Origin of the sequence: Halorubrum rubrum (assembly GCF_024494685.1) — an archaeon.
Lineage (GTDB): Archaea > Halobacteriota > Halobacteria > Halobacteriales > Haloferacaceae > Halorubrum > Halorubrum rubrum.
Genome location: NZ_JANHDM010000018.1, coordinates 18,816 through 42,242, shown reverse-complemented (window position 1 = coordinate 42,242; position 23,427 = coordinate 18,816). Strand labels below are relative to the sequence as shown.

Here is a 23,427-nt window from a genome sequence, read left to right as displayed (position 1 = left end):
AAACGTCCCCGACTACCGGATCGACTCGTAGATAGCTACCCCGGACGAGGCACCGATACGGGTCGCTCCCGCCGCGACCATTTCGAGCGCCTGCTCGAAGGTGTCGATCCCACCCGAGGCCTTGATCTGGGTATCCGAGCCGATCCCCTCTCGGATCGCCACTACCTCGTCGGGGTCGGTCGGACCGTCGTATCCGACGGCGGTCTTCACGAAGTCCGCGCCGCCCCGTTCGACCAGCCCCGCGGCTCGTCGGATCTCCGATCGGTTCAGCGCGGGGGATTCGATGATACACTTCAGCGTCTTCTCACCGACCGCGTCTCGTACCGCTTTGACGTCGTCGACCACGGTCTCGTCGTCGCCGTTCGCGAACGCCGTTCTGTTCAGCACCATGTCGAGTTCGTCGACGTGTTCGAGGAGCTCCTCGACTTCGGCCCGCTTCGCGTTCGAATGCTGTATCCCGTATGGAAAGCCGATAACTGCGACGACGTTGGCCCGGTCGCCGACGAGTTCGCTCGCGAGTTCGGCGTGATACGGCACGACCACGGCGGAACAGAAGCCGTATTCGAGGACCGCTTCACAGAGGTCGCGGATCTCCGCCTCGGTCGCCGTCGGATCGACGTTGGTGTGATCGATTATCGAGACGATCCGTCCGGGATCGGCCTCTAACGTATCCTGTAGGGACATACCGGCGGTTCTCGGTCGATTCAGGTAAACACGCCGGTCGGTCGAGACGATCGCGGGCGACTCGAGAAGGTCGATCCCCCAGCCGGTGCGGGTCGCGACGAGCCGGCGAGGAGCGAGTCAGTCCTCGGCGGCGACCGCGGACGGCACGGCCTCGTGAGCGGATTCCGCGTCCACGGGGTCGGCCGGTTCGTACACGGAGCGGCGCGCGTCGGTGGGACAGAACCCCTCCTCGACGAGGTCCGCGTCGACGAGCTTCTCGATCGCGAACCGGACCGTGCGCGTCGAGAGCCGAGTCTCCGCCGCGAGCCCCGTCTGGTCGAACCGTCCCTCGGCGTCGAGCACGTAGTACACGAGCTTGGCGCTCGGCGGGAGCGGTTCGAGCCGTTCGCGCGCGTCGTCGTCCATACCGATCGGTGGGGCGAGCCGGCCATAACCGTGGTCCGGGTGTGCGTGCGTCGCGCACGCCCGACGGGGGAGATCCCGAGCCCGCGCGGCTCGCTCCGTTCGAGGTCGCTACCCGCCGGTCCGGAACTCGAAGCGCGCCCCCGTCTCGTCCTCGTCCCCGCCTCCACCGACCGTGACCCGCCAACCGTGTGCGTCGGTGATCTCTCTGACGATCGCCAGTCCGAGCCCGGAGCCGTGGTCCGCACTCGAAGTGCCGTATTTCGTCGCCTCCTCCGGGTCGACCCCGTCGAATCCCGGCCCGTCGTCGGCGACGAAGAACCCGTCCGGCAGCGTTCCGACGGTCACGGTGACGTCCGGATCGGCGTCCGACCGCTCGGGGATTCGGCCGCGAGTGGAACCGTGCTCGACGCTGTTCCGAAACAGGTTCTCGAACAGCGTCCGGAGTCGCTCGGGGTCGGCGTGAACGGTCGCGTCCCCCGCTTCGATCTCGAGGGCGGTACCGGCGGTGTCGACGGTCCCCCACGCCTCCCGCGCGGAGTCGGCGATCGCGACCGGCTCCGGGTCGTCGACCGTCCGGCCCTCCCTGGCGAGCGCGAGGAGGTCCTCGATCAGCTCTCCCATCCGCTCGTGAGCGTCCTCCAGTCGATCGAGCTGCTCGTGGGCGTCCTCGTCGTCGACGAGCGGCCGGAGGAGCTCGACGCGCCCGCTCGCGACCGTAAGCGGGTTTCGGAGGTCGTGTGAGACCACGCCCGCGAACTTCTCGAGGCGATCGAGCTCCCGCTGGAGCGCGGCGTCGCGATCGCGAAGCTGCTCGGTCCGTTCGGCGCGATCCAACGCGGCGGTCACGTTCGCGGCCAACACCCGCGCGAGCTGGACGTCCGTGTCGTCGAAGAAGTTCGGGTCGGGCGAGCCGAGCGGCATCACGCCGTGGTCGCCGAGGGACACGACGAGCAGGCTCCGGAGGTCACCGTACTCCACGGCCGTCTCCGTCGCCGCGAGGTCGTCGACCACGACCGTCTCCTCGCGGTCGAACGCGTCCCATATCACCCCGTCGTCCGGCCCGAACGGCGGGCGCTCGCCGAGCGCCGCGACCGCCTCCTCGCTTATCACCGTGGGCCGAAGCGTCCCGGCGTCGGGGTCGTACAGCCGGACCCCGCTGTTGGGAAAGCCCAGCGTGTCGATCGCGGTCCGCGCCGCGACGCGGGCGACCTCCTCGCGGTCCTCGCCGGCGAACATCTCCCTCGTCGCCTCGTGGAGCCGGCGGAGGGTCCGTTCGACCCGCTTCTGCTCGTCGATGTCGGCGTACACCAGGTGGACGAGGACCTCCCCGTCGGTCTCCGTCGGGATGGCGTGGAGGATGAAATCGCGGACCCCAGTGCCGGTTCGACGTTCGACCTCCGTCCGCATCGTCTCCATGTCGGTGTCGGACCAGTCCGGCTCGATCGAGTCGACGCCCGCGGGGACGATCCTCGCACACATCTCCTCGTAGGTGACCTCGCCCGCGACGCACCCGAACGTCTCCTCGAACGCGTCGTTCGTCGCGTCGAGCGTGCGCTCGCCCGCCTCGTCGATCACGAGCCGCGCCACCGGCGACGGGACGTTGTCGAAGAGCGTCGCGAGCCGGTCGCGCTCGGCCCGGAGCGCGCGCTCGGTTTCGATCTGGTCTATCGCTTCGGCGGCGTGTGCGGTGACCAGTTCCGCGAACTCGACGTCCCGCTCGTCGAACGTGGCCCGTCCGCCGGAGATCGCCTGGAAGTTCCCGTATTCGCCGATCGGAACGCTGATCGCGGACTCGACGTCGTGGGCGACGGGGTCGGCGTCCGGCGACTTATCGACCTCCTCGATGAGGAACGTCCGCTCCTCAGCCACGGTCCGACCCGCGAGCCCCTCCCCGAGTTCGAACCGACGGACGTCGTCCTCGGTGACGCCCTCCGAGAGCGCCGTCGGGTAGACGTACCCGCCCTCGCGCCGGGCGGTGAGACACCGGTCGAACTCGAGCACCTCGGAGGCGACGCCGACGACCCGCTCGAACACCTCCTCGACGGTCCCGGCGGACGACAGGTCGGTCGCGAACTCGTGGATCGCGGTCACCTTTCGGTTGACCTCCAGCAGGTCCGATTCGGCCTGTCGACGGGAGAGCGCGTTATCGACGCGGTTGGCGAGCATCTCGTACTGGTCCGCGCCGCCGCCCTTCTGGAGGTAGTCCGTGACTCCGGCGGAGATCGCCTCGCTCGCGATCTCCTCCGACCCCTTCCCCGTGAACAACAGGAACGGGATCTCGCCGATCTCGGAACGAACCGTCTCGAGCAGCTCCAACCCGGTCGACTCCGGCATGTCGTGGTCGCTGACGACGCAGTCGATCGGTCGCTCCCGGAGTCGCTCGAGCGCCGCCGACGGGGACGTGACGACGACCGTTTCGATGCCGCCGAGGAGTCGTTCGAGATACGTCGCGACGAGATCCGCCGCGCCGGGCTCGTCGTCGACGACGAGGACGACCTCCCGTCGATCTACCGGCCGCTCGTCCATCCGTTCGTCCGCGTTCCCCTCGTTCACACTCGTTCACCTCCGAACGGGATCGCGGTCCCCCCGACGATCCCGGCGAGCTCGGCGCCTCCGGATCGGTTCGCGCGGTCGATCGAGGTCGCCGTCCGCGCTCCCCCGGTCGGCTCCCCGGAGCCGATCCTGGGGAATGGTATCATACCGTTCGAAACAGTTCGGGTTTATTTGAAGCTTTCGCGGGAGTATCAGAACTGATGGAACCGGCGATCGGGCCGGAGGTCGTCGCCCTACAGGAAGCTCTCGACGTGGTCGGCGACCTCCTCGGGAGTGTCGCCGACGGGGACGCCCGCCTCGTTGAGCGCGTCGATCTTCGACTCCGCGGTGCCCGTCCCGGAGCCGGAGACGATGGCGCCCGCGTGGCCCATGCGCTTGCCCGGCGGGGCGGTGCGGCCGGCGATGAAGCCGGCGACCGGCGTGTCCATGTGTTCGCCGATGAACCGCGCGGCCTCCTCCTCGTCCTCGCCGCCGATCTCGCCGCACATCACGACCGCGTCGGTCTCCGTGTCGGCCTCGAACGCCTCGAGGGCGTCGATGAAGGAGGTGCCGATGATCGGGTCGCCGCCGATGCCGATGGCGGTCGTCTGGCCGATCCCGCGCTCGGTGAGGTTGTCGACGACCTGGTAGGTCAGGGTCCCCGAGCGGGAGACGAGCCCGACGTTGCCGTCGGCGAAGATGTTGCCCGGTAGGATGCCGAGTTTCGCCTCGCCCGGCGTGATGATGCCGGGACAGTTCGGCCCGAGCAGCCGCGTTTCGGTCTCGGAGAGCCGCTTTTTCACCTTCGCCATGTCCTGGGTCGGGATCCCCTCGGTGATCGCGACCGCGAGGTCGAGATCGGTGTCGAGCGCCTCGAAGATCGCGTCGGCGGCGAACGCCGGCGGCACGAAGATCACGGAGGCGTCCGCGTCCTCCGCCTCGACGGCCTCGTCGACCGTGTCGTACACCGGGACGCCGGCGGCCTCCTGGCCGCCCTTGCCGGGCACCGCGCCGGCGACGACGTTCGTCCCGTACTCGATCATCTGTTCGGCGTGGAACTTGCCTTCCCCGCCGGTGATCCCCTGGACCACCACGCGCGTGTCGTCGTCGACGAAAATGCTCATTGGGTCACCTCCTCGGCGTTCTTCACCGCGCGCTGGACGGCGTCCTCCAGCGTCTCCTCGACCTCCACGAGGTCCGTGTTCAGGATCTCCATCCCCTCCTCGGCGTTCGTGCCGGCGAGCCGGACGACGACCCGCTTCGGGATCTCGTCGAACTGCCCGAGGGCCTCGTTGATCCCCTTCGCGACCTCGTCGCCGCGGGTGATCCCGCCGAAGATGTTGAAGACGACGGCGTCGACGTTGGGGTCGGAAAAGACCATGTCGAGCGCGTTCGCGACGCGGTCGGCCTTCGCGCCCCCGCCGATGTCGAGGAAGTTCGCGGGCTTCCCGCCGTAGTAGTCGACCAAATCGAGCGTCGTCATCACGAGGCCCGCGCCGTTGCCGATGATGCCGACGTTGCCCGACAGGCGGACGTAGTCGAAGCCGTACTCGCCGGCCTTGCGCTCCAGGTCGTCCTCGTAGGACTCCTCGGCCATCTCCGCGAGGTCGGGCTGGCGGAACAGCGCGTCCTCGTCGACGTTCATCACGGCGTCGGCGGCGATCACGTCGCGGTCGCCCGTGATCATCACGGGGTTGACCTCGATCTCCGAGGCGTCGCTGTCCTCGTAGAGGTCGTACAGCGTCGAGAGGATCGACGCCACGTCGAGCGCGACGTCGGCGTCGACGCCGGCCTCGTAGACGACCTTGCGGGCCTGATACGGGTGGAGCCCGAACGCGGGGTCGACGTGCTCGCGCGCGATCGCGTCGGGGTTCTCCGCCGCGACCTCCTCGATGTCCACGCCGCCCTCGGTCGAGACCATCAGGACGGGCTCGCCCTCGCCGCGGTCCATCGTGACGCCGACGTACAGCTCGTCGACGAAGTCGACGCCCGACTCGACGAGGACCTTCCCGACGGTGTACCCCTTCAGGTCCATCCCGAGGATGTCGTCGGCGTACTGCTCCGCCTCGTCGCGATCGGTCGCGATCTTGATCCCGCCGGCCTTCCCGCGCCCCCCGACGTGGACCTGCGCTTTGATCGCGGCCGGGTACCCGATCTCGTCGACGGCGTCGAGCGCCTCCTCGACGGTCGTCGCGAGCCGGGAATCCGGTACCGGGATCCCGGCGTCCGCGAAGATAGACTTCGCTTGATATTCGTGAAGTTTCATCCGTTTCGAAGGGCGTTCGACGGCGGCTTAAATGGTGCCGATCCGGCTCGCACGGCTGGCTGGCGTCGGGACTCGGCAGCCGGCGAGCGACGCGGGCGGTCCGGAGGCGACGACCGGCCATCGAACGACGGATCACGGCCCGAGTCGGCCTCCGGACGGGTTCGCCCCGAACGGGGAAAGACGTATACAGTACGCCTCGTGTACGATGGTATGACGACACGAGGCGAGGAACCACCGGGTCCGTCGGGCCTCCCCGTGGTGGGAAACGTCTACCAGTTCGCGTCCGACCCGCTGTCGTTCTACGAGGAGGTCGCACGCGAGTACGGGCCGGTCGCGCGGTACAGACTCGGCGGCACCGAGTTCTATCAGTTGAGCGATCCCGAACTCGTCGAGCGGGTGCTGGTCCACCGGAACGACGGGTTCGACAAAGGGTCGGAGTATCGGCGGATCCTCAGCCCCGTCATCGGCAACGGGCTGTTGATCAGCGAGGGCGAGTTCTGGAGACGGCAGCGCCACCGGATGGAACCGGCCTTCCACCCCGAGGCGCTCGCGGAGTACGCGCCGACGATCGTCGAACACACCGAACGGTTACTGTCGGACTGGGAGGACGACACGGTCCGGGACGTCCACGCGGACATGATGCAACTCACCGTCGAGATCGCGGCGAGGACCCTGTTCGACGTGGACATTCGGGACTACGAGGCCGACATCTCCGACGCGCTCGAAGCGGTGATGGACCGCTCGGAGCGGCGGCTCGAACGGCCGATCACCGTTCCGGACGCCGTTCCGACGCCCGGCAACCGCCGGTACAACCGCGCGCTCTCGACGCTCTACGCGATCGCGGCGGAGATCGTCGAGAGCCACGACGGGGACGGAGACGACGTGGTCTCGCGGCTCCTGCGGGCGAAATCGCGCGTGGAGGGTCTCGACGACGAGCAGATACGGGACGAGGTGGTGACGCTGCTTCTGGCGGGCCACGAGACGACCGCGCTCGCGCTGACGTACACCCTCTACCTGCTGGCGACGAACCCGGAGCAAGCGGACCGACTGGGCGCCGAACTCGACGAGAACGTGAACCGCGGTCCGCCGTCGAGGGACGTGATCGAGGAGTTGCCGTACACGAAACGGACGCTCAGAGAGGGGATGCGCGTGTATCCGCCGGTACAGAGCGTCATACGGGAAGCCACCGAGCCGATCGAACTCGGCGGCTACGAACTCTCCGAGGGAACCGTCGTTACGGTCCAACAGTGGGTGCTCCATCGCGACCCCCGGTTCTACGAGAGTCCCGAGTCGTTCCGACCCGAGCGGTGGACCGACGGGTTCCGTGACTCGCTCCCGCGGTTCGCGTACTTCCCGTTCGGCGGCGGGCCACGGCGCTGTATCGGCGAGAACTTCGCCAAACAGGAAATGCGACTGGTGCTCGCCACGATCGCACGGGACTGGGAGTTCGACGCCGTGACCGACGAGCTCTCGCTGTCGCCGTCGATCACGCTCCGCCCGGACGGCGCAGTGAAGGTGCGAGTCGGCCGGCGATAGCGGACTTTCACCGCGCCGCCCCGGTTCGACCCCGCCGCGGGGTCGCCGCGTCCGTCCGCCGATCTCAGTCGTCGTCGCCGAGGATGACGCGGTGGGTCATCGCCTCGGGATCGAGCACCTCGTCGGCCTCCGCCTCGGTGAGGTACCCCTCCGCGACGGCGACCTCGCGGACGCTTTTGTCCTCCGCGAGCGCCTTCTTCGCGACCTTCGAGGCCTTGTCGTAGCCGATCGCGGGGTTCAGGGCGGTCGCCAGCGCCATCGACTGCTCGACGCGGGTCTCACAGTACTCCTCGTTCGCCTCCAGCTTCGCGACGAACTTCTCGCCGAACGTCTCGGCCGCGTTCGAGAGCAGCGCGGCCGACTGGAGGAAGTTGTGCGCGACGACCGGCTTGTAGAGGTTCAAGTCGATCTCGCCGCGGGCCGCCCCCGCCGAGACGGCGGCGTCGTTGCCGACCACCTGCTTGTGGACCTGGTTGACCGACTCGGCGACGACCGGGTTGATCTTGCCGGGCATGATCGAGGAGCCGGGCTGGTTCTCGGGCTGTTCGATCTCGCCGAGCCCGTTGCGGGGGCCGGAGGCCAGGAGTCGCAGGTCGTTCGCGATCTTGTTCATGCTCCCGGCGACGGTCCGGAGCGCGCCGTGCGCCTCCGCCATCGCGTCGTGGGCCGCCTGTGCCTCGAAGTGGTCGTCCGCCTCGCGGAACGCGGTGCCCGTCGCCTCCGAGACGTACTCGGCGGCGAGGGCGGGGAACTCGGGGTGGGTGTTGAGCCCGGTGCCGACCGCGGTGCCGCCCAAGGCGAGCTCGCGCAGGTTCGACTGGGCGGCCTCGGCGCGCTCTATCCCCTTCGCGATCTGGGTTCGGTAGCCGCCGAACTCCTGGCCGAGCCGGACCGGCGTGGCGTCCTGGAGGTGGGTGCGGCCCGTCTTGACGACCCCGTCGAACTCGGCCTCCTTCGCCTCGAGTTCGGCGTGGAGCGTCTCGAGGGCGGGAACGAGGTCCTTCTCGACCGCCTCGAGGGCGGCGACGTGCATCGCCGTCGGGATCACGTCGTTCGACGACTGTCCGTAGTTGACGTGGTCGTTCGGGTGGACGACGCGGTCGCCGATCTCCGCGCCCGCGATCTCGGCGGCGCGGTTGGCGATCACCTCGTTGGCGTTCATGTTCGAGGAGGTGCCCGAGCCGGTCTGGAACACGTCGACGGGGAACTGGTCGTCGTGCTCGCCCGCGATCACCTCGTCGGCGGCGGCGACGATCGCCTCCGCGGTGTCCTCCGCTATCAGACCCAGGTCCCGGTTCGCCTGCGCGGCCGCCTTCTTCACCACGCCGAGCGCGCGGACGAACCGCCGCCCGAACCCGATCCCCGAGATGGGGAAGTTCTCGACGGCCCGCTGGGTCTGTGCGCCCCAGTAGGCGTCGGCCGGTACCTGCATCTCGCCGAGGCTGTCCTCCTCCGTGCGGTAGTCCTCGCCCATGCTCGGCCCTTCCCCGGAGACGGAGTAAAAACTACGCTTCTCGGCGTGGCCGCATCGCTTTTGTCGTCTCCCGTCGAAGCGCAGGCATGCGCGCTCACCTACTCCTCGCCGCCGGACTCCTCGGACTGATCGAGGCGGTCGCTCCCGGTCCCCTCGTCCGCGTGCTCACCCGCGTCGCCTACCGGAACGCCGAGGACGCGGAGCCGAGGCCGTGGGTCATCGCGGCCGCCCGCGTCGAGGGTGCCCTCATCGTCGCCGGCGCGCTCACCGGGCTCTTCCGGCTGGCCCGCGCCGACGGAGCGGGAGTCGCCGGCGACGACGGGGCCGACGAGACGTCGGCGGCCTCCGATCGACGGTAGCCGACCCGCAGACCGACGCGCCGTTCTCGCGGCCGATCGTCGTTCGTTTCGGGTACCCGACCCGAAACTATATTTCGCGTGACCGTCTCGCGTACTATCATGACCGACCCCCTCCACCGGTCGGACGCCGTGGAAGACGAGGGGATCCGGATCCTCCACGTCGACGACGACGGGGCGTTCACGGAGCTCGTCGCCACGTTCCTCGAACGCGTCGACGACGCGTTCTCGGTCCGGTCGGAGACCGCGGCCGCCGACGCGCTGACGGCGCTCGAGGTGGACGACGAGCGGGTCGACTGTATCGTCAGCGACTACGACATGCCGGGGACGGACGGGCTGACCTTCCTCGAGCGGGTCCGCGACCGCGGGATCGAGGTCCCCTTCGTGTTGTTCACCGGGAAGGGAAGCGAGGAGATCGCGAGCGAGGCGATCGCCGCGGGCGCGACCGACTACATCCAGAAGGAGGCGGGCACCGACCAGTACACCGTGCTCGCCAACCGGGTGCGCAACGCGGTCGACCAGCACCGCTCGAAGCGGGCGCTGGCGGCGAGCCAGGAGCGACTCTCGCGGTTCATCGAGCAGTCGCCGCTCGCCACGATCGAGTACGACGAGTCCTTCGAGATCGTCCGGGTGAACCCGGCCGCCGAGGCGGTGACCGGCTACGACGCCGACGAGCTCGTCGGCGGCACCTGGATGCCCATCGTCCCCGAGGAGGAGCGGCGGCGCGTGGCCGAGGTCGAACGCCACCTGCTCGCCGACCGCGGCGGCTACCGGAGCGTCAACGACAACGTCACCCGCGACGGCGAGCGCATCCGCTGCGTGTGGCACAACCAGGTGGTGACCGACGACGACGGCGAGGTGATCCGCGTCTTCTCGCAGTTCGAGGACGTCACCGAGCGCGAGGCGCGGAAACGCGAACTCGAACGCACGAACGCCGTCCTCTCGACGATCTTCGCCACGCTCCCGTACGGCGTGCTCGTCGAGACCGCGAACCGGCGCGTCCTCGCCGTCAACGACCGCCTGTACGAGCTGTTCGGGATCGACGGCGACCCCGAGGACGCGGTGGGACGGGACTGCGAGCGGTTCGCGGCCGACGTGAGCGACCGGTTCGCCGACCCGGACCGGTTCGTCGACCGGACGAACGCGATCGTCGCGGGGCGGCGACCGGTCTCCAACGAGGTGCTGACGTTCGTCGGCGGCGGGACCGTCCGTCGGACCTACCGTCCGATCGACCTCCCGCAGGGCGACGGACACCTCTGGCTGTACCGGGCGACAGCGGGGGACGGAGGCGGCGCGCGCGACGGCGGGAGCGCGAACGGCGGCGGCGGTGCGGTCGGCGAAAACGGTGCGGTCGGCGGAGGCGACGACAACGGCGCCTGACCGGCGTCTCCGGCGCTTCGACCGCTACAGGTCCGAGAGCCGGATCCCGTCGTCGACGAGCCGGAAGTTTCGCTCGCGGTCGAGTTCGCCGGCGAGCCACTCGTGTTCGTACAGCTGACCGATCAGCTCGACGTAGAGGTTCCGCCAGGCGATCGCGTAGATCGGCGACTGCCCCCACGCGCGGAGTTCGGGCACGAACTCGTGGTAGGTGCTCGCCTGCGCCTCCATGCGTTCGACCGCGTCGACGACGACCGTCGCCGCCTCCGACGGGTCGCTCCCGCCGATCTCCTCGTTCAGCCGGGACTGGATCCCGGCGATGGCCCGCCGCATGTCCCGCTCCGCGGTCTCGTCCCCCTCCGGTAACGACTCGATGACCCCTCGCGGGACGCCTAACTCGATCTCCGGCATGCCACGGGGTCCGGCGTCGACGGACAAAAAGACACGACACTCGTCGGAGCGCGATCCCGGAACCCGGTTCCGAAACGCGCTCTCCACGCGCGGTCTCGAGACGCGGTCGCCGGCTCAGGGGGTCGGCGCGGCCTTCTGGAGGGCGGTCTCGGCGACGTTTCCGCCGTAGTCGGCCGACCGGAGGACGGAGTCGACCACGAGTCCCAGGAGCTGTGCGCGCGTCGGGTCGAGCCCGCGGAGCAGCTCGTCGATCGCGCGCACGCGCTCGTCGATGGCCCGCACGCCGGTGCGCGCCTCGTTCGCGAGCCGGGTCGCCTCGTCGTTGTCCTCGGCGAGCAGCGCGTCCATCGCGGTGTCGATCACCTCGACGGCGTCGCCGTGGAGGTCGTCGATGGCGTCGATCACGTCCTCCGGGAGCGGCTCTTCGATGTTCAGCGTCAGGTGGGCGATCTTGGTCGCGTGGTCGCCGACCCGCTCCAGCTGTCGGGCACTCGAGTGGTAGTCGAAACACTCCTCGCGGGGGAGTCCGAGCTCCTCCGCCGCCTTCGGCGTCCGGAGGGTGGCCCGGAAGATCCGCGAGACGACGAGCCACAGTCGGTCGAGGTCGTCGTCGCGGCCGATCACGTCGCGCGCGAGGTCGTGGTCCAGTTCGGAGAGCGCGGTGATCGCGTCCTCGAGCATCGACAGCGAGATCAGTCGCATCCGGGTGACGGCGTTGTGGATCGACAGCTCCGAGGAGTCGAGCAGGTCGCGGATCACGACGCGGTCGCGCGTCTCCTCTAACACCTCGAGGCCGACGAGGCTCTGGACCGCCTCCCGGACCGTCGAGCGCTGCTCGGTGGAGATGTCGCCGCCGGTCAGTTCGATCACGTCGAACCCGCTGACGTACATCGTCGTCACCGCGCGGGTGAGGTCCTGTCCGGTGAGATCGGCGATGTCGAGGGTTCCACGGGTCCGTTCCTCGTCCGAGCGCGGCGTGAGGAACAGCGAGTCGCCGTCGGGGTAGAACTCGACCTCGCTTCCCGCGCCGACGTCGTTCTCGGTCGCCCAGGACTTCGGGATCGAGACCGTGTACGTCGAGCCGCCGGTGACCTGCACCTTCCGCGTTTCCATGCGATCGGATCGTGGTCGACTCTACTTAACGCTGTGGTAAAATATATATCCGAACGCGTCCGTCGATAGAACCGCCAGAGTCGAGTTACCTACCGGACTCGTGGCGTTGCTGGTTCGAAAGGAGGGAACCCGATACCCTCCGGAGTTAGCGACTTTTCCGGAGGACGTCCGTCAGTTACATAGCGTGTGTGGAGTATATATAGATGGGTGGTTCGGGGGTCGTCGCCGCGTCGCCCCCGGTTCGGGTCCGTGTGACGCAGTGACTCGCCGAGGGGAGTTGAGAAGAGTTAAATCGGGTCCGTCGTAACGAGAGAACGCGCTCGGTTGGTGTAGTCCGGCCAATCATGTTGGCCTTTCGACGAACGTGGCACCTCGCCGTGCCGGTTCGGAAGACAGCCGACGACCAGGGTTCAAATCCCTGACCGAGCATTCTTCGAGGGATCAACCTCCGAGCCCCCGTCACCGACCGAAAGGACAAGAGTGAGAACCCCGGCCGGCGAGTGGAACCCATGAGCGACCACGATCCAGCGGGCGACGGCGACGCTGACGAGTTCCACTTCGAGACGCGGGCGATCCACGCCGGCCAGGAGCCGGACCCGGAGACGGGCGCGCTGATGACGCCGATCCACGCCAACTCGACGTATAAACAGGACGGCCCCGGCGACCACCGCGGCTACGAGTACTCCCGGACCGGGAACCCGACGCGAACCGACCTCGAGGAGAACCTCGCGGCGTTGGAGTCGGGCAGCCACGCCCGCTGTTTCTCCTCGGGGATGGGCGCGATAAACACCGTCCTCAACCTGCTCTCCGCGGGCGATCACGTCGTCGCCGGCGACGACGTCTACGGCGGCACCCACCGGATCCTCACGCAGGTGTACGACCAGTACGACCTCGAGACCACGTTCGTCGACACCACCGACCACGACGCGGTCCGCGAGGCGATGGAGCCGAACACGGAGCTGGTCTGGGTCGAGACGCCCACGAACCCGCTGATGAACGTGAACGACGTCGGCGCGCTCGCCGACATCGCCCACGAGGGCGACGCGCTGTGTGCCGTCGACAACACCTTCGCGACGCCGTACCTCCAGCGGCCGCTCGAGGACGGCGCGGACGTCGTCTGTCAGTCGCTCACGAAGTACCTCGGCGGCCACTCCGACACGATCGGCGGGGCGCTGATCGTCGACGACGCCGACCTCGACGAGGAGATCGGGTTCTACCAGAACTCGGTGGGCGCGACGCCCGGCCCGTTCGACGCCTTCCTCGTCCTTCGGGGCACGAAGACCCTCCCGGTGCGGATGGACCGCCACTGCGAGAACGCCGCCGAACTCGCCGAGTGGCTCCAGGACCACGACGACGTGAGCCGGGTCTACTACCCCGGCTTAGAGTCGCACCCGCACCACGAGCTCGCCGCCGAACAGATGGACGACTTCGGCGGGATGCTCTCCTTCGAGTTCGACGGCAGCCTCGAGCAGGCCTCGACGGTCGTGGAGGAGACGGCGGTGTTCACGCTCGCGGAGTCGCTCGGCGGCGTCGAGAGCCTCATCGAGCAGCCGGCCGCGATGACTCACGCCGCGATCCCCCGCGAGGAGCGCCTCGCCGCCGGGCTCACCGACGGCCTGATCCGCGTCTCGGTCGGCATCGAGCACGTCGACGACATGAAGGCGGACCTCCAGCGGGCGTTCGACGCCGCCCTCGAGTGAACGAGCGGTCGTTCGGCCGCGCCCGGTCCCGGCGGGACGCTACTCGATGTCGACGCCCTCGGGGACGTCGACCGCCGCGTCGAGCGCGTCGGTGTGGTTCTGTGCGATCGCCGACCCGAGCGCGCCGAGCCCGCCGGTCGACCCGTCGAGCCAGGTGACCGCGCCGTTGGTCTCGAGGAACCCGGCGCGACCCCGCTCGTCGTCGATCACGAGGACGCCGGCGAAGAGCCCGCCGACTCCCTCGGCGAGCGCGAGTTCGTACCCGTTGCCCTCCAGTCCGTCGCGATACCGCTCCATGCGCGCCCGGAGCGACTCGCGCTGGTCGGTCGTCAGCGGCTCGAAGTAGCGTCGAACGCCGTCGTCGTCACTCATCGCTTCTCCCCCGACGGTTCGTCCTCGCCCGTCGCGTCGAGCGTTCCCGTCCGCCGGAGCGGCCAGCCCTCCGGGAGGTCGACTCCGAGGAACGGCCGGCTCGAACCGGACCCCTCTCGATCGGCGGGTCTCCGTTCCCTCCGGGCGGGCTCTGCCCGTTTCTCGTCGTTCGCCGATCGATCCGGTCGCCGTCGGTCCGTTTCTGTGTCGTCATCGGTTCGCTCGTCGTTCGCGCCGCTCCGCTCGTTCTCTCGCTTCTCGCGTTCCTCGCGCCGGTCACGTTCCTCGCGTTTCTCGCGCCGGTCACGTTCCTCGCGTTCCTCCCGTTTCCGCTCCTCGCGCTCCCGTTCGCGATAGTACTCCTCCTTCGGATCGACCCGTTCTCCGCTCGTCCCGGCGTCGTCCGGATCGCCCTCGCGGCCGGCTCCCGCCGGGGGATCCTCCAGCGGCACGTGGACGTCGACCGCCCCGTGGTCCGGGTTCCCCCGCCCGACGCCACCGTCCGGGAGGTCGCCCGCCTCGAGGAAGTCGTACACCTCGAGGTCGAACTCGAGGGCGGTGTCGTCGCCCTCGCCGGGTTCCGTGACGAACAGCTGGATCCCGCGTTTCGTCCGTTTGGCCTCGAGTCCGACGTCGAGCGACACCGAGAGGTCGTTCGCGTGGTAGACGGGCAGGCTCACGTCCTCCGGAAACCGGCCGGACTCGACCATCCGTTCGAGCCGCGTTCGCCCGTTCGACAGCGCCTGTAGCTCCGCCTCGGAGACGGCGTCGAAAAGTGACGTGAGGAAGTGCCTGAGCTCCGTCATTCGCCGTCCCCCTCGGTCGTCCGATCTTCGGTTCTCTGCGGGTCCTCCTCCGCTCTCTCGCGCTTCGCTTTCTCTCGTTTCGCCGCTTCGCGCTTCGCTTTCTCCCGCCCCGCCGGCGTCGATCCCGCCGCCTCCGAGTCGCCGTCGACGACGGTCGTCATCAGCGATCGCTCGAGCAGGTCTATCCCGGTCGACCGGTTCTCCACCTCGGCACGCATGGTGACGTCGAGGTCGAAGGTCGTCTTGGTCCGCCGGGCGAACGTCTCCGACTGCTTGGCGGGCGCGACGCGGAGTCGTTGCGGGCGGAGCGACGGCGACTTCGTGCGACCGGCGGTTCCGCCCCCGCCGTCGCCCTCGCGTTCGACGTCCTCGACGTCGACGATCCGCGCGGAGAACGTCTGTTCGATCTCGTGGACGACGAGTTCGGGGACCGAGAGGAACAACAACAGCGGGACCTCGAGCGTCTTCGGCCGCCGTCGTCGCTCGCCGGTCGCGGGTTCGACGTCCGTCGTCGCGTACTCGAACGACACCGTCGCGGGGGTCCCGTCCGACTCGAACCCGACCTCCCGGAGGAGGTCGATCGTCTCGGTCTGCGCCTGCGCGCTGGCGTCTATCGCCGCGATCAGCGGCGCGGAGAACAGCGTCGCGAGCGGGAGGTCGGCGAGCGTGTCGGTCTGGCTCACGCCGGGTCACTCCACTTCGCCGTCGTCGTCCGTCACGTCAGTGATCGTCGTCTCCAGCGCGGAGAACAGCTTCGAGACACCCTCCGGCGGATCGATCGATCCTGCCTCGACGTGGACGCGCTGGTCGTAGGTCCGCTCGATCTCCCGTCCCCGCCGGGTCGACGACTGGTAGCTCATGTTGACCGACGTCTTCGTCTTCCCGTCGATGAACCCCAGATCGAACCCGCCTTCCGTCTCGTTGTCGACGCCGAACTCGAACTCGGTCGAGCGCGAGAACGCCTCCACCGAATTAAGCTTCACGTTGAAGTCGATCGTGACCGTCTCCACCTCGAAGTAGGGGACGTGGATCAACAACAGCAGCGGCACCGTCATCGTGTGGCTCTCGACCGTCTCGCCCCCGGTGTCCGGGTCGATCTCGCGGCGCTTGTAGGCGAAATCGACCGTCACGGGCTCCGCCTCCCCGACGATCGGTTCGGTGAATCCGACCGTCTTGATGAACTCCGCCGCCGTCATCGACGCGCTCGCGTTCGCCTCGACGGCGGCGCGCAACGGCGTTCCGATGACCTCTTCGTACGGGATCGATGCGAGCTCCGCCGGAAAGTTCGGACTAGGCATGGTACCAGTACCCAATGTGGGTGTTTTACTATATACTTTTCTATGATTTAGGTAGACAATTAAAATTTGAACGCGTGAATTCTTCTCTGAAGGGAGGAACCGGCCGACCGCGGGCGATCCGCCGGTCCCGGTAGTCGGGGCCGCGGTGCCGAGCCTTTTGGTCCCCCTCGCCGTCTCCACGGCCATGACGAACCCGGACGTCGTCGTTCTACGACAGAAGATCCACGGTATCGAGGGGCGCGACTACGCCGAGATACTCCGCGAGCGGCTTCCCGACCGCGAGGTCGCGCTCGCGCGGACGCCCGCCGAGGAGCGCGAGTACCTCTCGCAGGCGCGGATCGCGACCGGCTTCACGGCCGCGGAGGAGGACCTCGCGGCCGCCGAGAACCTGGAGCTCTTCGCCTGCGTGTACGCCGGGACGGGCCACCTCCCCCGCGAGGCGTTCGAGGACCACGGGGTCGCGGTGACGAACGCCTCCGGCGTCCACGGCCCGAACATCGCCGAGTACGTCGTCGGCGCGATGATCGGCCACGCCCGCGGGTTCCATCGCGCCCAGCGCCAGAAGCGGCGCCGCGAGTGGCGCTCGTATTCCACGACCGAGGTGTACGGCTCGCGGGTCGCCGTCGTCGGCCTCGGGGCCATCGGCGAGACGATCGTCGACCGGCTCTCCGCGTTCGACGTCGAGACGGTCGGCGTCCGCTACACGCCGGAGAAGGGTGGTCCGACGGACGAGGTGGTCGGCTTCGACCGGATCCACGAGGCGGTCGCCGACGCCGAGTACGTCGTGCTCGCCTGTCCGCTCTCGGACGCGACGGAGGGGCTGATCGACGCCGACGTCCTCCGGACCATGCGCTCGGACGCCGTGCTCGTCAACATCGCGCGCGGCCGCGTCGTCGACACCGACGCCCTGGTGTCCGCGCTCCGGAACAACCGGATCCGCGGGGCTGCCCTCGACGTGACCGATCCCGAGCCGCTCCCCGAGGACCACCCGCTGTGGGGGCTCTCGGACGTCACGATCACGCCGCACAACGCCGGGCACACCCCGGAGTACTTCGACCGCGTCGCCGACGTTCTCGTGGAGAACCTCGATCGGTTGGAAACCGGCGAGGCGCTTCGAAACCGGGTGTTCTGACGCGGTTCGATCCCGTCGTCGGTCGCTCAGAAGGTGACCCGTCGGGGGTCCTCGTCGGTGAGCCGGCGAACCGTCAACACGGGGGGATCACACGTCCTGACGACGTTCTCGGCGACGGATCCGATGAGGAAGCGGTTCTCTCCGTGCCGCCCGCGCGTCCCGGTGACGACGAGGTCGGCGTCGATCTCCTCGGCGTACGAGACGATCTCCCTGGCCGGCCGGCCCTCGCGCACGTCGGTCACGACCGCGAGCTCGTCGTCGCGTTCCGCGCCGCGGTCGACCACCGCCGCGAGCGCGTCCTCCCCGTGGTCGTCGAGCGCGGCGCGGAGGTCCTCGCGAACCTCGTCGGGCGACGACTCGACCTCGCCGGTGTCGAGGACGTACAGCGCGTGGACCGTCGCGTCGAAGCGGGCGGCCACGTCGATCGCGATATCGACCGCCCGACCCACGCTGTCGGAGCCGTCCGTCGCGACCACGATCGTGTCGAACATGACCGACCGTTCGCCGACGCGGAAGTTAAAAGGGGGCGGTCGCGGAGTCGGGACGGTGCGCGGAGCCGGACCCGGTTCGTCTCAGGCTAAGAAGACGTGTCGGGGCCGGTCCGCGAGGACCTCCCGGCCCCACTGAACGGTCTCGCGGAAGTCGTCGGAGCGGAAGAAGGCCATCGCGTCGTCCTGTGCGCGCCACTGGCTGGCGATGAACATGTCGTTCTCGTCCTCGACGTTCACCATCAGGTCCGTCTCGATGTGGCCGTCCATCCCGGCGAGCGCCTCGCCGACGTCGTCGAACGTGTCGGCGAAGTCCTCGCGGTGTTCGGGCTTGACCGTGTAGAACATCCCCATCGTCCCGAAGCCAGACTCCTCGCCGGCGCGCCCCACGACCTCGGGCAGCTCCGAGAGGAACCCGGCGGCGGTCTCGGCCGCCGAGGCGGTCTCCCAGAGGGAGACGACGGCGGCGCGGTCGGTCGAGCGTCCCTCGTAGACCGCGGTCTTCACGTGGGTGCCGTAGTGGTCGAAGTTGGCGCGGAGCCCTTCGACCTCTCCGAACAGCTCGTCGACGTCGGCCTCGCTGTACAGCACCGTCGCGAACACGTCCTCGCCTTGGGGTTTGCCGGCGTAGATGTCGAGGTCGGCGAGCTCGCCGCGGATCCCGTCGGCCGACTCCTCGGCGTCGTCATCGCCGTGGGCGCGGTCGTCCTCGCCGTGGGGGTGATCGCCCTCGCCGACGGCGTCCTCGTCACCGTGCGGATGATCGCCGTGAGCCGACCCGCCCTCGCCGTGGTGGTCGTGCGCGTCGCCCCCGCCGTGGTGGCCCCGCGCGTCGCCGCCCTCGCCGCCCGTGTTCCCGGTCGGAACCGCCTCGCCGGCGAGGTACGCGCCGAGGTCGCGCGGCGGGAACCGGCGGCCGACGTAGAACCGGCCGAACTCGCCGTACCGCGAGGAGGCCTCGTCGAAGCGCATCTCGTAGACGATGTCCTTGATGTCGGTCGGATCCGACCCGAACAGGGTCACCCCCCACTCGTGGTCGTCGAGGCCGACGGAGGAGGCGATCACCTGCTCGATCCTCCCGGCGTACTCGCGGCCGGTGTCGCCGTGGCCGGACATCAGCTCCGCGCGCTCCTCGAAGGAGAGGTCGTACCAGTTGTACTCCTCGCCGCGACGCTTGCTCATCGGGTAGAAGGAGACGTACTCGTCGTCCGGCATCTCCGGTTTCAGCTTCCCCTCGATGTACCGACGGAGCCCCTCGTCGACCTCCTCCTCGTCACCCTCGAAGTAGGCGTCGGAGACGTATCCCGACACCTCCGTGACCGAGACGTACGACGACTCGGTGGTCGTGAACTCGGCGAGCGCGGTGTTCTCGAAGCCGCGCTCGATCGTCGACAGCTCGTCGAGCGTCGGACGGAAGTGGATCGTCAGCAGGTCCGCCTTGTGTCCGAGCACCGAGAAGAGCGCCGAGTCCCCGGCGTCGGCGGTCGCGAGCTCCTCGCGGTCGCGCAGGTACGACTGACCCTCCTCGACGGCGCGCTCCCGCTTCCGGTCGGGCGCGTCACGCCACGCGTCCCAGTCGATCGACCGGAACTCGTGTAGCGCGAACCACCCTTCCTCCGTCGCTGGTGCTTCGACCATACGCGAGGTTGGGTCGCCGTGACTTAGGGGTTTTCGAGTCGTCGGCGGTCGCGACCCGGCCCGATCGCGACGCGCGCCGCGTCCCCGAAGAACTATGCCGACCACCCGCGACTCTCCGAACGATGTCTTCCGAGGAACCGACCGTCCCGATCGTGTGTACCGACTGCGAGACGGAGACGCGGGTCCCGCTTTCCGACGTTGCGGACGCGCTCTCCCGGCACAACGAAGGGACGCACGACGGCGAGGAGGTGGCCGAGGTCGCTCCGGGGCTCAAAGACCGACTGGCCGACCTCGTCGCCGATGATCTCGGACTGCTCGATGGGGAATAAGAGGCGGTCGGCGTTCCCGCCGACTCAGTCGTCGTTCGCCAGCGCGCCATCCGGGTGGCCCTTGTGCTGGAGGTTCCGGTTGTCGCGCTTCTCGACCGCGGTCGCGGGGATCACCTCGTCCACCTCCGAGCGCGGCCGACCGGTGTAGCCGTGATCGGAGGTCATCTCGCAGTGGGCCATCGCGTCGTGAGCGCCCTCCCACGGCCCGGCGTCACACCCCTCCGCCGTACAGACGAAAACTATCTCTTCTGACATGCTATCCGGCCCTTCCCGACACGGGAATAAAAAGCTCACACGCGAGTTATCATCCGTGAGATCCGGATGTCCCGACGACCGCGGCCGATCCGTCGACCGCCTCGCCCTCGACGATCCTCCGGAGGAACCGCCGGACGCGTCCGCAGGTCTCCTCCCAGGTGGGGTGGGCCCGGAAGGTCTCGCGGGCCGCCTCGCTCAGTCGGCGGAGGCGGTCGCGGTCGCGCGCGAGCGGTCCGATCGCGTCGGCGACGGCCCCTGCGTCGCCCGGCGGCACGAGCGCGCCGTTGTGGTCGCCGACGAAGTCGCTCGCCCCGCCGTTCGCCGAGGCGATCGCCGGCAGCCCGAAGGCCATTCCCTCGAGGTAGGCGATCCCGAACGGCTCGTACCGGGAGGGGACGGCGAGGACGTGCGCCGAGCGGAGCTCCTCCCGCAGCCTGGCGTCGTCGACGCGGCCGGCGAACGCGACGCGGTCCGCGATCCCGCGGCGGTCGGCGAGCGTCCGCAACGACGCGACGTGGCCGGGCGCGACGTCGACGTCGCCGACGACGCGGAGCCGCCAGTCGATCCCCTCGTCGAGACGCGACAGTCCCCGGAGCAGGGTCGCGATCCCCTTCCGCGGGGTGACGTTACAGACGGCGACCACCCGGAAGGGATCTCGAGTCAGTCGGTCGCCGGAGAGCGCCGGGGCGGTTCCGAGCCGGTCACCGGCCGGGGGCGCGACGACGCTCGCGGCGGACGGGGACCGTCCTCCGGCGTCGTCGCCCTCGCACAGCTCGGCGACGGCGTCCCGCGTCGGGCGGCTGTTGAAGACGTACGCGTCCGCGGTCCGGAGGTAGTCGCGCTCGATCGCCCGGACCGCGCGGTCGCCGACGGCTTCGCCGCCGCCGGCCGACCGGAGGTAGTGAACCAGTGCGACCACGGGCGCCTCGATCCGACGGTTCGCGAGGAACAGCGACGGGCCGCAGTAGGCGTCCTCGACGACGACGTCGAGGGCGTCCAGCCGGTCGACGAGGCCGGGCGCGAGGTTCGTGAGAAGCGACCGCCGGTAGGACCGCTCGGGCAGCGAGACGACCTCGACCGTCCAGCCGCGGGCCGTCAGGTGGTCTGCGAGCCGGCGGTCGTAGAGGAATCCCCCGGAGCGGGCGTCGAGGTCGCCGTAGACGACGACCCCGACGGTCGGGGGGTTCCTCTCGGAGCCGCCGCTCCGACCGCCCATCTCAGTCGCCCGCGGCCGGCGCGCCGAACAGTTCGACCGCGGTCCCGGCGTGTCGACAGTCCTCCAGCGCGTGTTTGGCGGCGAAGCCCGCCTCGTGGGCGGAGGCTCCGCGGCCGACGCCGACCTGAAGCTCCACCTCGACGTCGGCGACGACGTGGTCGACCGCGTCCGCGAACGCGGCCTCGGACATGTCCGGGCAGACGGCGATCACGTTGTCGCCGCCGACGAAGAAGGAGAGCGCGCCGTGTTCCCGCCGGAGGTGCCGCATCAGCGACGCGTACGCCCGCTCGATGTCGATGAACGTGTCGAACTCGTTGAGCCGGTCGGTGTACTTGCCGGTCACGTTCACCACGTCGAAGTGGGCGATCTGGACGTCTCCGGGACTCGTCTCGGTCAGGTACTCGCCGGCGAGCACCTCGGTCCGGCCCTCGTCTTGCGCGCTTCCCTCGGTCTGGAGCCGGGCGTTGGCCGCCTCGAGGGCGTCGATCGGCCGATCGCCCACGGCGGTCCCGAAGCTGACGGTCACCGGGTAGCGGTTGCCGATCGACTCCTGGAGCGTGGCGTGCGCGTCGGCGTCGACCCCGTTCGTCACCGCGATCATGTTGTCGAAGCGGGTGAAGAAGGCGTACCCGTCGCGGTGCCCGAGGAACTCGGCGATGTCGGCGAAGAGCCGGGACTGGAGGCTCTGGAGGTCCATCTCTCGTCGGGGCTCCGGCGTCACCGTCCACGGCCCGTAGTTGTCGATCTGGACGAGGGTCACCTGAGTCGTCGTCACAGTACCTCCGATTCGGACCGCCGCCGCTTTACGCTTCCGTTATCCCGTAGGTGCGACAGATCACGATATTGGAACGAACCTGTCCCTCGGCCGGGCGACGGCCCCCCGTCACGTCGGCGAGCGCAACCCATACGGCGACGGCGGCCCAGTGATCCACATGGAGTTCTCCGGTGCCGTCCTCGACGTCGACGGGACGGTCGTGCGCGGCGACGACCCGATCCCCGGCGCGCCGTCGGGCTACCGCCGGCTTCGCGAGGCCGGCGTCGAGACGCTGTTCGTCTCGAACAACCCGACGAAAGCGCCGCCGGCGTACGTCGATCGGCTCGGCGCGGCGGGGTACGACGTGACCGACGCCGACGTGATCACCGCCGGGAGCGTGACCACGGCGTACCTCCGCGAGCACCACCCCGACGACGACCTGCTCTGTCTGGGCGCGCCCGGCCTGTTCGAGCAGTTCGCCGACGCGGGGCTCTCGACGACGGACGACGTCGACGCCGCCGACGCGCTCGTCGCCTCGATCGACCGGTCGTTCGACTACGACGACCTCTGTGCGGCGCTGTGGGCGCTCGATCGAGGGATCCCGTTCATCGGGACGGACCCCGACGTGGTCATCCCCGCGGCCGAGCGGGACGTTCCCGGATCCGGCGCGGTGATCCGGGCGGTCGCGGCCGTCGCCGAACGCGATCCCGACGTGATCCTCGGCAAGCCGTCGGATCCCGCCATCGAGGCGGTCCGCGAGCGGCTCCCGTACCCGCCCGAGGAGTGTCTCGTCGTCGGCGACCGTCTCGACACCGACATCGAGCTCGGCGTGCGCGCCGGCATGACCACCGTCCTCGTGCTGTCGGGCGTCACCGACGAGGCCGACCTCGCGGCGAGCGACCTCGAACCCGACCACGTCGTCGACCACCTCGGCGAGATCGATCGGGTGCTCTGACCGAGCCGGAACCGGACGTTATTTCCGCATCATTTATGTAGGAGTGCGGCAACTACCGGGTATGACAGCGGTTGACTCACACGACGCGGCCGCGGACGACGACGACGAGGCCGAGGACGGGGTTCCAGTCATCGAGGGTCACGCGGTCCAGTTCAACGAGTACCGGTACTGAGCCGCCGCGCGTTCGCTCCCGTGTCGGTGCGCGTACTGCCGAGTTCACCGGCCGGTCGTTTCTCGTGTCCTTCCGTCCGCTCTCGTCGTTCGGCCGGCCGCCGAACGACCGTGTCGCCCCGCTGTCGGGAGGGTTAAGTGGTCGTCGCGGATACTCGT

At 69.2% G+C, this 23,427-nt stretch carries 25 protein-coding genes and 1 tRNA gene; 8 read left to right on the top strand and 18 right to left on the bottom strand.

What is annotated here, in order from left to right:
- Window positions 1–12 precede the first annotated feature (12 nt).
- The 6 genes from deoC to sucC form a co-directional block, all read right to left on the bottom strand.
- Window positions 13–684, bottom strand: coding sequence for a deoxyribose-phosphate aldolase (gene deoC, locus NO889_RS15920; protein ID WP_256413206.1), 672 nt, complete (start codon window positions 682–684; stop codon window positions 13–15).
- A 117-nt stretch (window positions 685–801) separates the two neighbouring features.
- Entirely contained in the window at window positions 802–1,089 is a 288-nt protein-coding gene (locus tag NO889_RS15915; protein WP_256413205.1) for a helix-turn-helix domain-containing protein, read from the bottom strand.
- 108 nt (window positions 1,090–1,197) lie between these two features.
- On the bottom strand, window positions 1,198–3,615 hold the full coding sequence (locus NO889_RS15910) for a GAF domain-containing protein (protein ID WP_256413218.1): 2,418 nt from the start codon (window positions 3,613–3,615) through the stop codon (window positions 1,198–1,200).
- 23 nt (window positions 3,616–3,638) lie between these two features.
- The gene (locus NO889_RS15905; RefSeq protein ID WP_256413204.1) at window positions 3,639–3,788 is read right to left on the bottom strand and encodes a hypothetical protein; all 150 of its coding nucleotides are present in this window, start codon (window positions 3,786–3,788) and stop codon (window positions 3,639–3,641) included.
- An 87-nt stretch (window positions 3,789–3,875) separates the two neighbouring features.
- Window positions 3,876–4,745: a succinate--CoA ligase subunit alpha gene (gene sucD, locus NO889_RS15900; protein ID WP_256413203.1), complete on the bottom strand. Its 870-nt coding sequence runs from the start codon at window positions 4,743–4,745 to the stop codon at window positions 3,876–3,878.
- Complete coding sequence (gene sucC, locus NO889_RS15895) at window positions 4,742–5,887, bottom strand: ADP-forming succinate--CoA ligase subunit beta (RefSeq protein WP_256413202.1); 1,146 nt, start codon at window positions 5,885–5,887, stop codon at window positions 4,742–4,744. Before sucC ends, sucD begins: the two co-directional genes overlap by 4 nt.
- A 210-nt stretch (window positions 5,888–6,097) precedes the next feature.
- On the opposite strand from sucC, the gene NO889_RS15890 reads away from it, so the two are divergent.
- Window positions 6,098–7,423 carry a cytochrome P450 gene (locus tag NO889_RS15890; protein ID WP_256413201.1) on the top strand — a complete coding sequence of 442 codons (1,326 nt, stop codon included), beginning with the start codon at window positions 6,098–6,100 and terminating at the stop codon, window positions 7,421–7,423.
- Between the two features lie 64 nt (window positions 7,424–7,487).
- Here the strand turns inward: NO889_RS15890 and NO889_RS15885 are convergent, their stop codons facing one another.
- Window positions 7,488–8,897 carry a class II fumarate hydratase gene (locus NO889_RS15885; RefSeq protein WP_256413200.1) on the bottom strand — a complete coding sequence of 470 codons (1,410 nt, stop codon included), beginning with the start codon at window positions 8,895–8,897 and terminating at the stop codon, window positions 7,488–7,490.
- 86 nt (window positions 8,898–8,983) lie between these two features.
- Between NO889_RS15885 and NO889_RS15880 the strand changes: the two genes are divergently transcribed.
- Complete coding sequence (locus NO889_RS15880) at window positions 8,984–9,256, top strand: hypothetical protein (RefSeq protein ID WP_256413199.1); 273 nt, start codon at window positions 8,984–8,986, stop codon at window positions 9,254–9,256.
- A gap of 99 nt (window positions 9,257–9,355) precedes the next feature.
- Window positions 9,356–10,633 carry a PAS domain-containing response regulator gene (locus NO889_RS15875; protein ID WP_256413198.1) on the top strand — a complete coding sequence of 426 codons (1,278 nt, stop codon included), beginning with the start codon at window positions 9,356–9,358 and terminating at the stop codon, window positions 10,631–10,633.
- Between the two features lie 24 nt (window positions 10,634–10,657).
- Here NO889_RS15875 and NO889_RS15870 read toward each other — a convergent pair whose 3' ends face one another.
- On the bottom strand, window positions 10,658–11,041 hold the full coding sequence (locus NO889_RS15870; protein ID WP_256413197.1) for a DUF7971 family protein: 384 nt from the start codon (window positions 11,039–11,041) through the stop codon (window positions 10,658–10,660).
- Between the two features lie 114 nt (window positions 11,042–11,155).
- On the bottom strand, window positions 11,156–12,154 hold the full coding sequence (locus NO889_RS15865; protein ID WP_256413196.1) for a phosphate signaling complex PhoU family protein: 999 nt from the start codon (window positions 12,152–12,154) through the stop codon (window positions 11,156–11,158).
- 318 nt (window positions 12,155–12,472) lie between these two features.
- Here NO889_RS15865 and NO889_RS15860 point away from each other — a divergent pair.
- A tRNA-Glu gene (locus NO889_RS15860) sits at window positions 12,473–12,583 on the top strand.
- Window positions 12,584–12,663: 80 nt separating this feature from the next.
- Complete coding sequence (locus tag NO889_RS15855) at window positions 12,664–13,854, top strand: cystathionine gamma-synthase (protein ID WP_256413195.1); 1,191 nt, start codon at window positions 12,664–12,666, stop codon at window positions 13,852–13,854.
- A 39-nt stretch (window positions 13,855–13,893) separates the two neighbouring features.
- Here the strand turns inward: NO889_RS15855 and NO889_RS15850 are convergent, their stop codons facing one another.
- From NO889_RS15850 to NO889_RS15835, 4 genes are read right to left on the bottom strand one after another with little or no spacing between them, the layout of a single operon-like run.
- On the bottom strand, window positions 13,894–14,226 hold the full coding sequence (locus tag NO889_RS15850) for a hypothetical protein (RefSeq protein WP_256413194.1): 333 nt from the start codon (window positions 14,224–14,226) through the stop codon (window positions 13,894–13,896).
- Window positions 14,223–15,032 carry a hypothetical protein gene (locus tag NO889_RS15845; RefSeq protein ID WP_256413193.1) on the bottom strand — a complete coding sequence of 270 codons (810 nt, stop codon included), beginning with the start codon at window positions 15,030–15,032 and terminating at the stop codon, window positions 14,223–14,225. The genes NO889_RS15850 and NO889_RS15845 overlap by 4 nt, the downstream gene beginning before the upstream one ends.
- Complete coding sequence (locus NO889_RS15840; protein WP_256413192.1) at window positions 15,029–15,715, bottom strand: DUF2589 domain-containing protein; 687 nt, start codon at window positions 15,713–15,715, stop codon at window positions 15,029–15,031. The genes NO889_RS15845 and NO889_RS15840 overlap by 4 nt, the downstream gene beginning before the upstream one ends.
- A 6-nt stretch (window positions 15,716–15,721) precedes the next feature.
- Window positions 15,722–16,330, bottom strand: a complete 609-nt coding sequence (locus tag NO889_RS15835; protein ID WP_256413191.1) for a DUF2589 domain-containing protein — start codon at window positions 16,328–16,330, stop codon at window positions 15,722–15,724.
- 184 nt (window positions 16,331–16,514) lie between these two features.
- Here NO889_RS15835 and NO889_RS15830 point away from each other — a divergent pair, with 184 nt between their 5' ends.
- The gene (locus NO889_RS15830) at window positions 16,515–17,462 is read left to right on the top strand and encodes a D-2-hydroxyacid dehydrogenase (protein WP_256413190.1); all 948 of its coding nucleotides are present in this window, start codon (window positions 16,515–16,517) and stop codon (window positions 17,460–17,462) included.
- A gap of 26 nt (window positions 17,463–17,488) precedes the next feature.
- On the opposite strand, the gene NO889_RS15825 is transcribed toward NO889_RS15830, so the two are convergent.
- Entirely contained in the window at window positions 17,489–17,953 is a 465-nt protein-coding gene (locus tag NO889_RS15825) for a universal stress protein (RefSeq protein ID WP_256413189.1), read from the bottom strand.
- Window positions 17,954–18,034: 81 nt separating this feature from the next.
- Window positions 18,035–19,588, bottom strand: a complete 1,554-nt coding sequence (locus tag NO889_RS15820; protein ID WP_256413188.1) for a heme-binding protein — start codon at window positions 19,586–19,588, stop codon at window positions 18,035–18,037.
- Window positions 19,589–19,710: 122 nt separating this feature from the next.
- Here NO889_RS15820 and NO889_RS15815 point away from each other — a divergent pair, with 122 nt between their 5' ends.
- Entirely contained in the window at window positions 19,711–19,917 is a 207-nt protein-coding gene (locus NO889_RS15815; RefSeq protein WP_256413187.1) for a DUF8149 family protein, read from the top strand.
- A gap of 24 nt (window positions 19,918–19,941) precedes the next feature.
- Here NO889_RS15815 and NO889_RS15810 read toward each other — a convergent pair whose 3' ends face one another.
- The 3 genes from NO889_RS15810 to NO889_RS15800 are packed head-to-tail and all read right to left on the bottom strand — an operon-like array spanning window position 19,942 to window position 22,163.
- The gene (locus NO889_RS15810; RefSeq protein WP_256413186.1) at window positions 19,942–20,172 is read right to left on the bottom strand and encodes a hypothetical protein; all 231 of its coding nucleotides are present in this window, start codon (window positions 20,170–20,172) and stop codon (window positions 19,942–19,944) included.
- Between the two features lie 49 nt (window positions 20,173–20,221).
- Window positions 20,222–21,388: a glycosyltransferase family 4 protein gene (locus NO889_RS15805; protein ID WP_256413185.1), complete on the bottom strand. Its 1,167-nt coding sequence runs from the start codon at window positions 21,386–21,388 to the stop codon at window positions 20,222–20,224.
- A gap of 1 nt (window position 21,389) precedes the next feature.
- Complete coding sequence (locus NO889_RS15800) at window positions 21,390–22,163, bottom strand: GTP cyclohydrolase III (RefSeq protein WP_256413184.1); 774 nt, start codon at window positions 22,161–22,163, stop codon at window positions 21,390–21,392.
- A gap of 157 nt (window positions 22,164–22,320) precedes the next feature.
- Between NO889_RS15800 and NO889_RS15795 the strand changes: the two genes are divergently transcribed.
- Complete coding sequence (locus tag NO889_RS15795) at window positions 22,321–23,097, top strand: HAD-IIA family hydrolase (RefSeq protein ID WP_256413183.1); 777 nt, start codon at window positions 22,321–22,323, stop codon at window positions 23,095–23,097.
- Window positions 23,098–23,427: the final 330 nt, after the last annotated feature.

Excerpts from the sequence above, each read along its gene's own strand:
- deoC (WP_256413206.1), bottom strand. The coding sequence starts at position 684 with ATGTCCCTACAGGATACGTTAGAGGCCGATCCCGGACGGATCGTCTCG.
- NO889_RS15915 (WP_256413205.1), bottom strand. The coding sequence starts at position 1,089 with ATGGACGACGACGCGCGCGAACGGCTCGAACCGCTCCCGCCGAGCGCC.
- NO889_RS15910 (WP_256413218.1), bottom strand. The coding sequence starts at position 3,615 with ATGGACGAGCGGCCGGTAGATCGACGGGAGGTCGTCCTCGTCGTCGAC.
- NO889_RS15905 (WP_256413204.1), bottom strand. The coding sequence starts at position 3,788 with ATGATACCATTCCCCAGGATCGGCTCCGGGGAGCCGACCGGGGGAGCG.
- sucD (WP_256413203.1), bottom strand. The coding sequence starts at position 4,745 with ATGAGCATTTTCGTCGACGACGACACGCGCGTGGTGGTCCAGGGGATC.
- sucC (WP_256413202.1), bottom strand. The coding sequence starts at position 5,887 with ATGAAACTTCACGAATATCAAGCGAAGTCTATCTTCGCGGACGCCGGG.
- NO889_RS15890 (WP_256413201.1), top strand. The coding sequence starts at position 6,098 with ATGACGACACGAGGCGAGGAACCACCGGGTCCGTCGGGCCTCCCCGTG.
- NO889_RS15885 (WP_256413200.1), bottom strand. The coding sequence starts at position 8,897 with ATGGGCGAGGACTACCGCACGGAGGAGGACAGCCTCGGCGAGATGCAG.
- NO889_RS15880 (WP_256413199.1), top strand. The coding sequence starts at position 8,984 with ATGCGCGCTCACCTACTCCTCGCCGCCGGACTCCTCGGACTGATCGAG.
- NO889_RS15875 (WP_256413198.1), top strand. The coding sequence starts at position 9,356 with ATGACCGACCCCCTCCACCGGTCGGACGCCGTGGAAGACGAGGGGATC.
- NO889_RS15870 (WP_256413197.1), bottom strand. The coding sequence starts at position 11,041 with ATGCCGGAGATCGAGTTAGGCGTCCCGCGAGGGGTCATCGAGTCGTTA.
- NO889_RS15865 (WP_256413196.1), bottom strand. The coding sequence starts at position 12,154 with ATGGAAACGCGGAAGGTGCAGGTCACCGGCGGCTCGACGTACACGGTC.
- NO889_RS15855 (WP_256413195.1), top strand. The coding sequence starts at position 12,664 with ATGAGCGACCACGATCCAGCGGGCGACGGCGACGCTGACGAGTTCCAC.
- NO889_RS15850 (WP_256413194.1), bottom strand. The coding sequence starts at position 14,226 with ATGAGTGACGACGACGGCGTTCGACGCTACTTCGAGCCGCTGACGACC.
- NO889_RS15845 (WP_256413193.1), bottom strand. The coding sequence starts at position 15,032 with ATGACGGAGCTCAGGCACTTCCTCACGTCACTTTTCGACGCCGTCTCC.
- NO889_RS15835 (WP_256413191.1), bottom strand. The coding sequence starts at position 16,330 with ATGCCTAGTCCGAACTTTCCGGCGGAGCTCGCATCGATCCCGTACGAA.
- NO889_RS15830 (WP_256413190.1), top strand. The coding sequence starts at position 16,515 with ATGACGAACCCGGACGTCGTCGTTCTACGACAGAAGATCCACGGTATC.
- NO889_RS15825 (WP_256413189.1), bottom strand. The coding sequence starts at position 17,953 with ATGTTCGACACGATCGTGGTCGCGACGGACGGCTCCGACAGCGTGGGT.
- NO889_RS15820 (WP_256413188.1), bottom strand. The coding sequence starts at position 19,588 with ATGGTCGAAGCACCAGCGACGGAGGAAGGGTGGTTCGCGCTACACGAG.
- NO889_RS15815 (WP_256413187.1), top strand. The coding sequence starts at position 19,711 with ATGTCTTCCGAGGAACCGACCGTCCCGATCGTGTGTACCGACTGCGAG.
- NO889_RS15810 (WP_256413186.1), bottom strand. The coding sequence starts at position 20,172 with ATGTCAGAAGAGATAGTTTTCGTCTGTACGGCGGAGGGGTGTGACGCC.
- NO889_RS15805 (WP_256413185.1), bottom strand. The coding sequence starts at position 21,388 with ATGGGCGGTCGGAGCGGCGGCTCCGAGAGGAACCCCCCGACCGTCGGG.
- NO889_RS15795 (WP_256413183.1), top strand. The coding sequence starts at position 22,321 with ATGGAGTTCTCCGGTGCCGTCCTCGACGTCGACGGGACGGTCGTGCGC.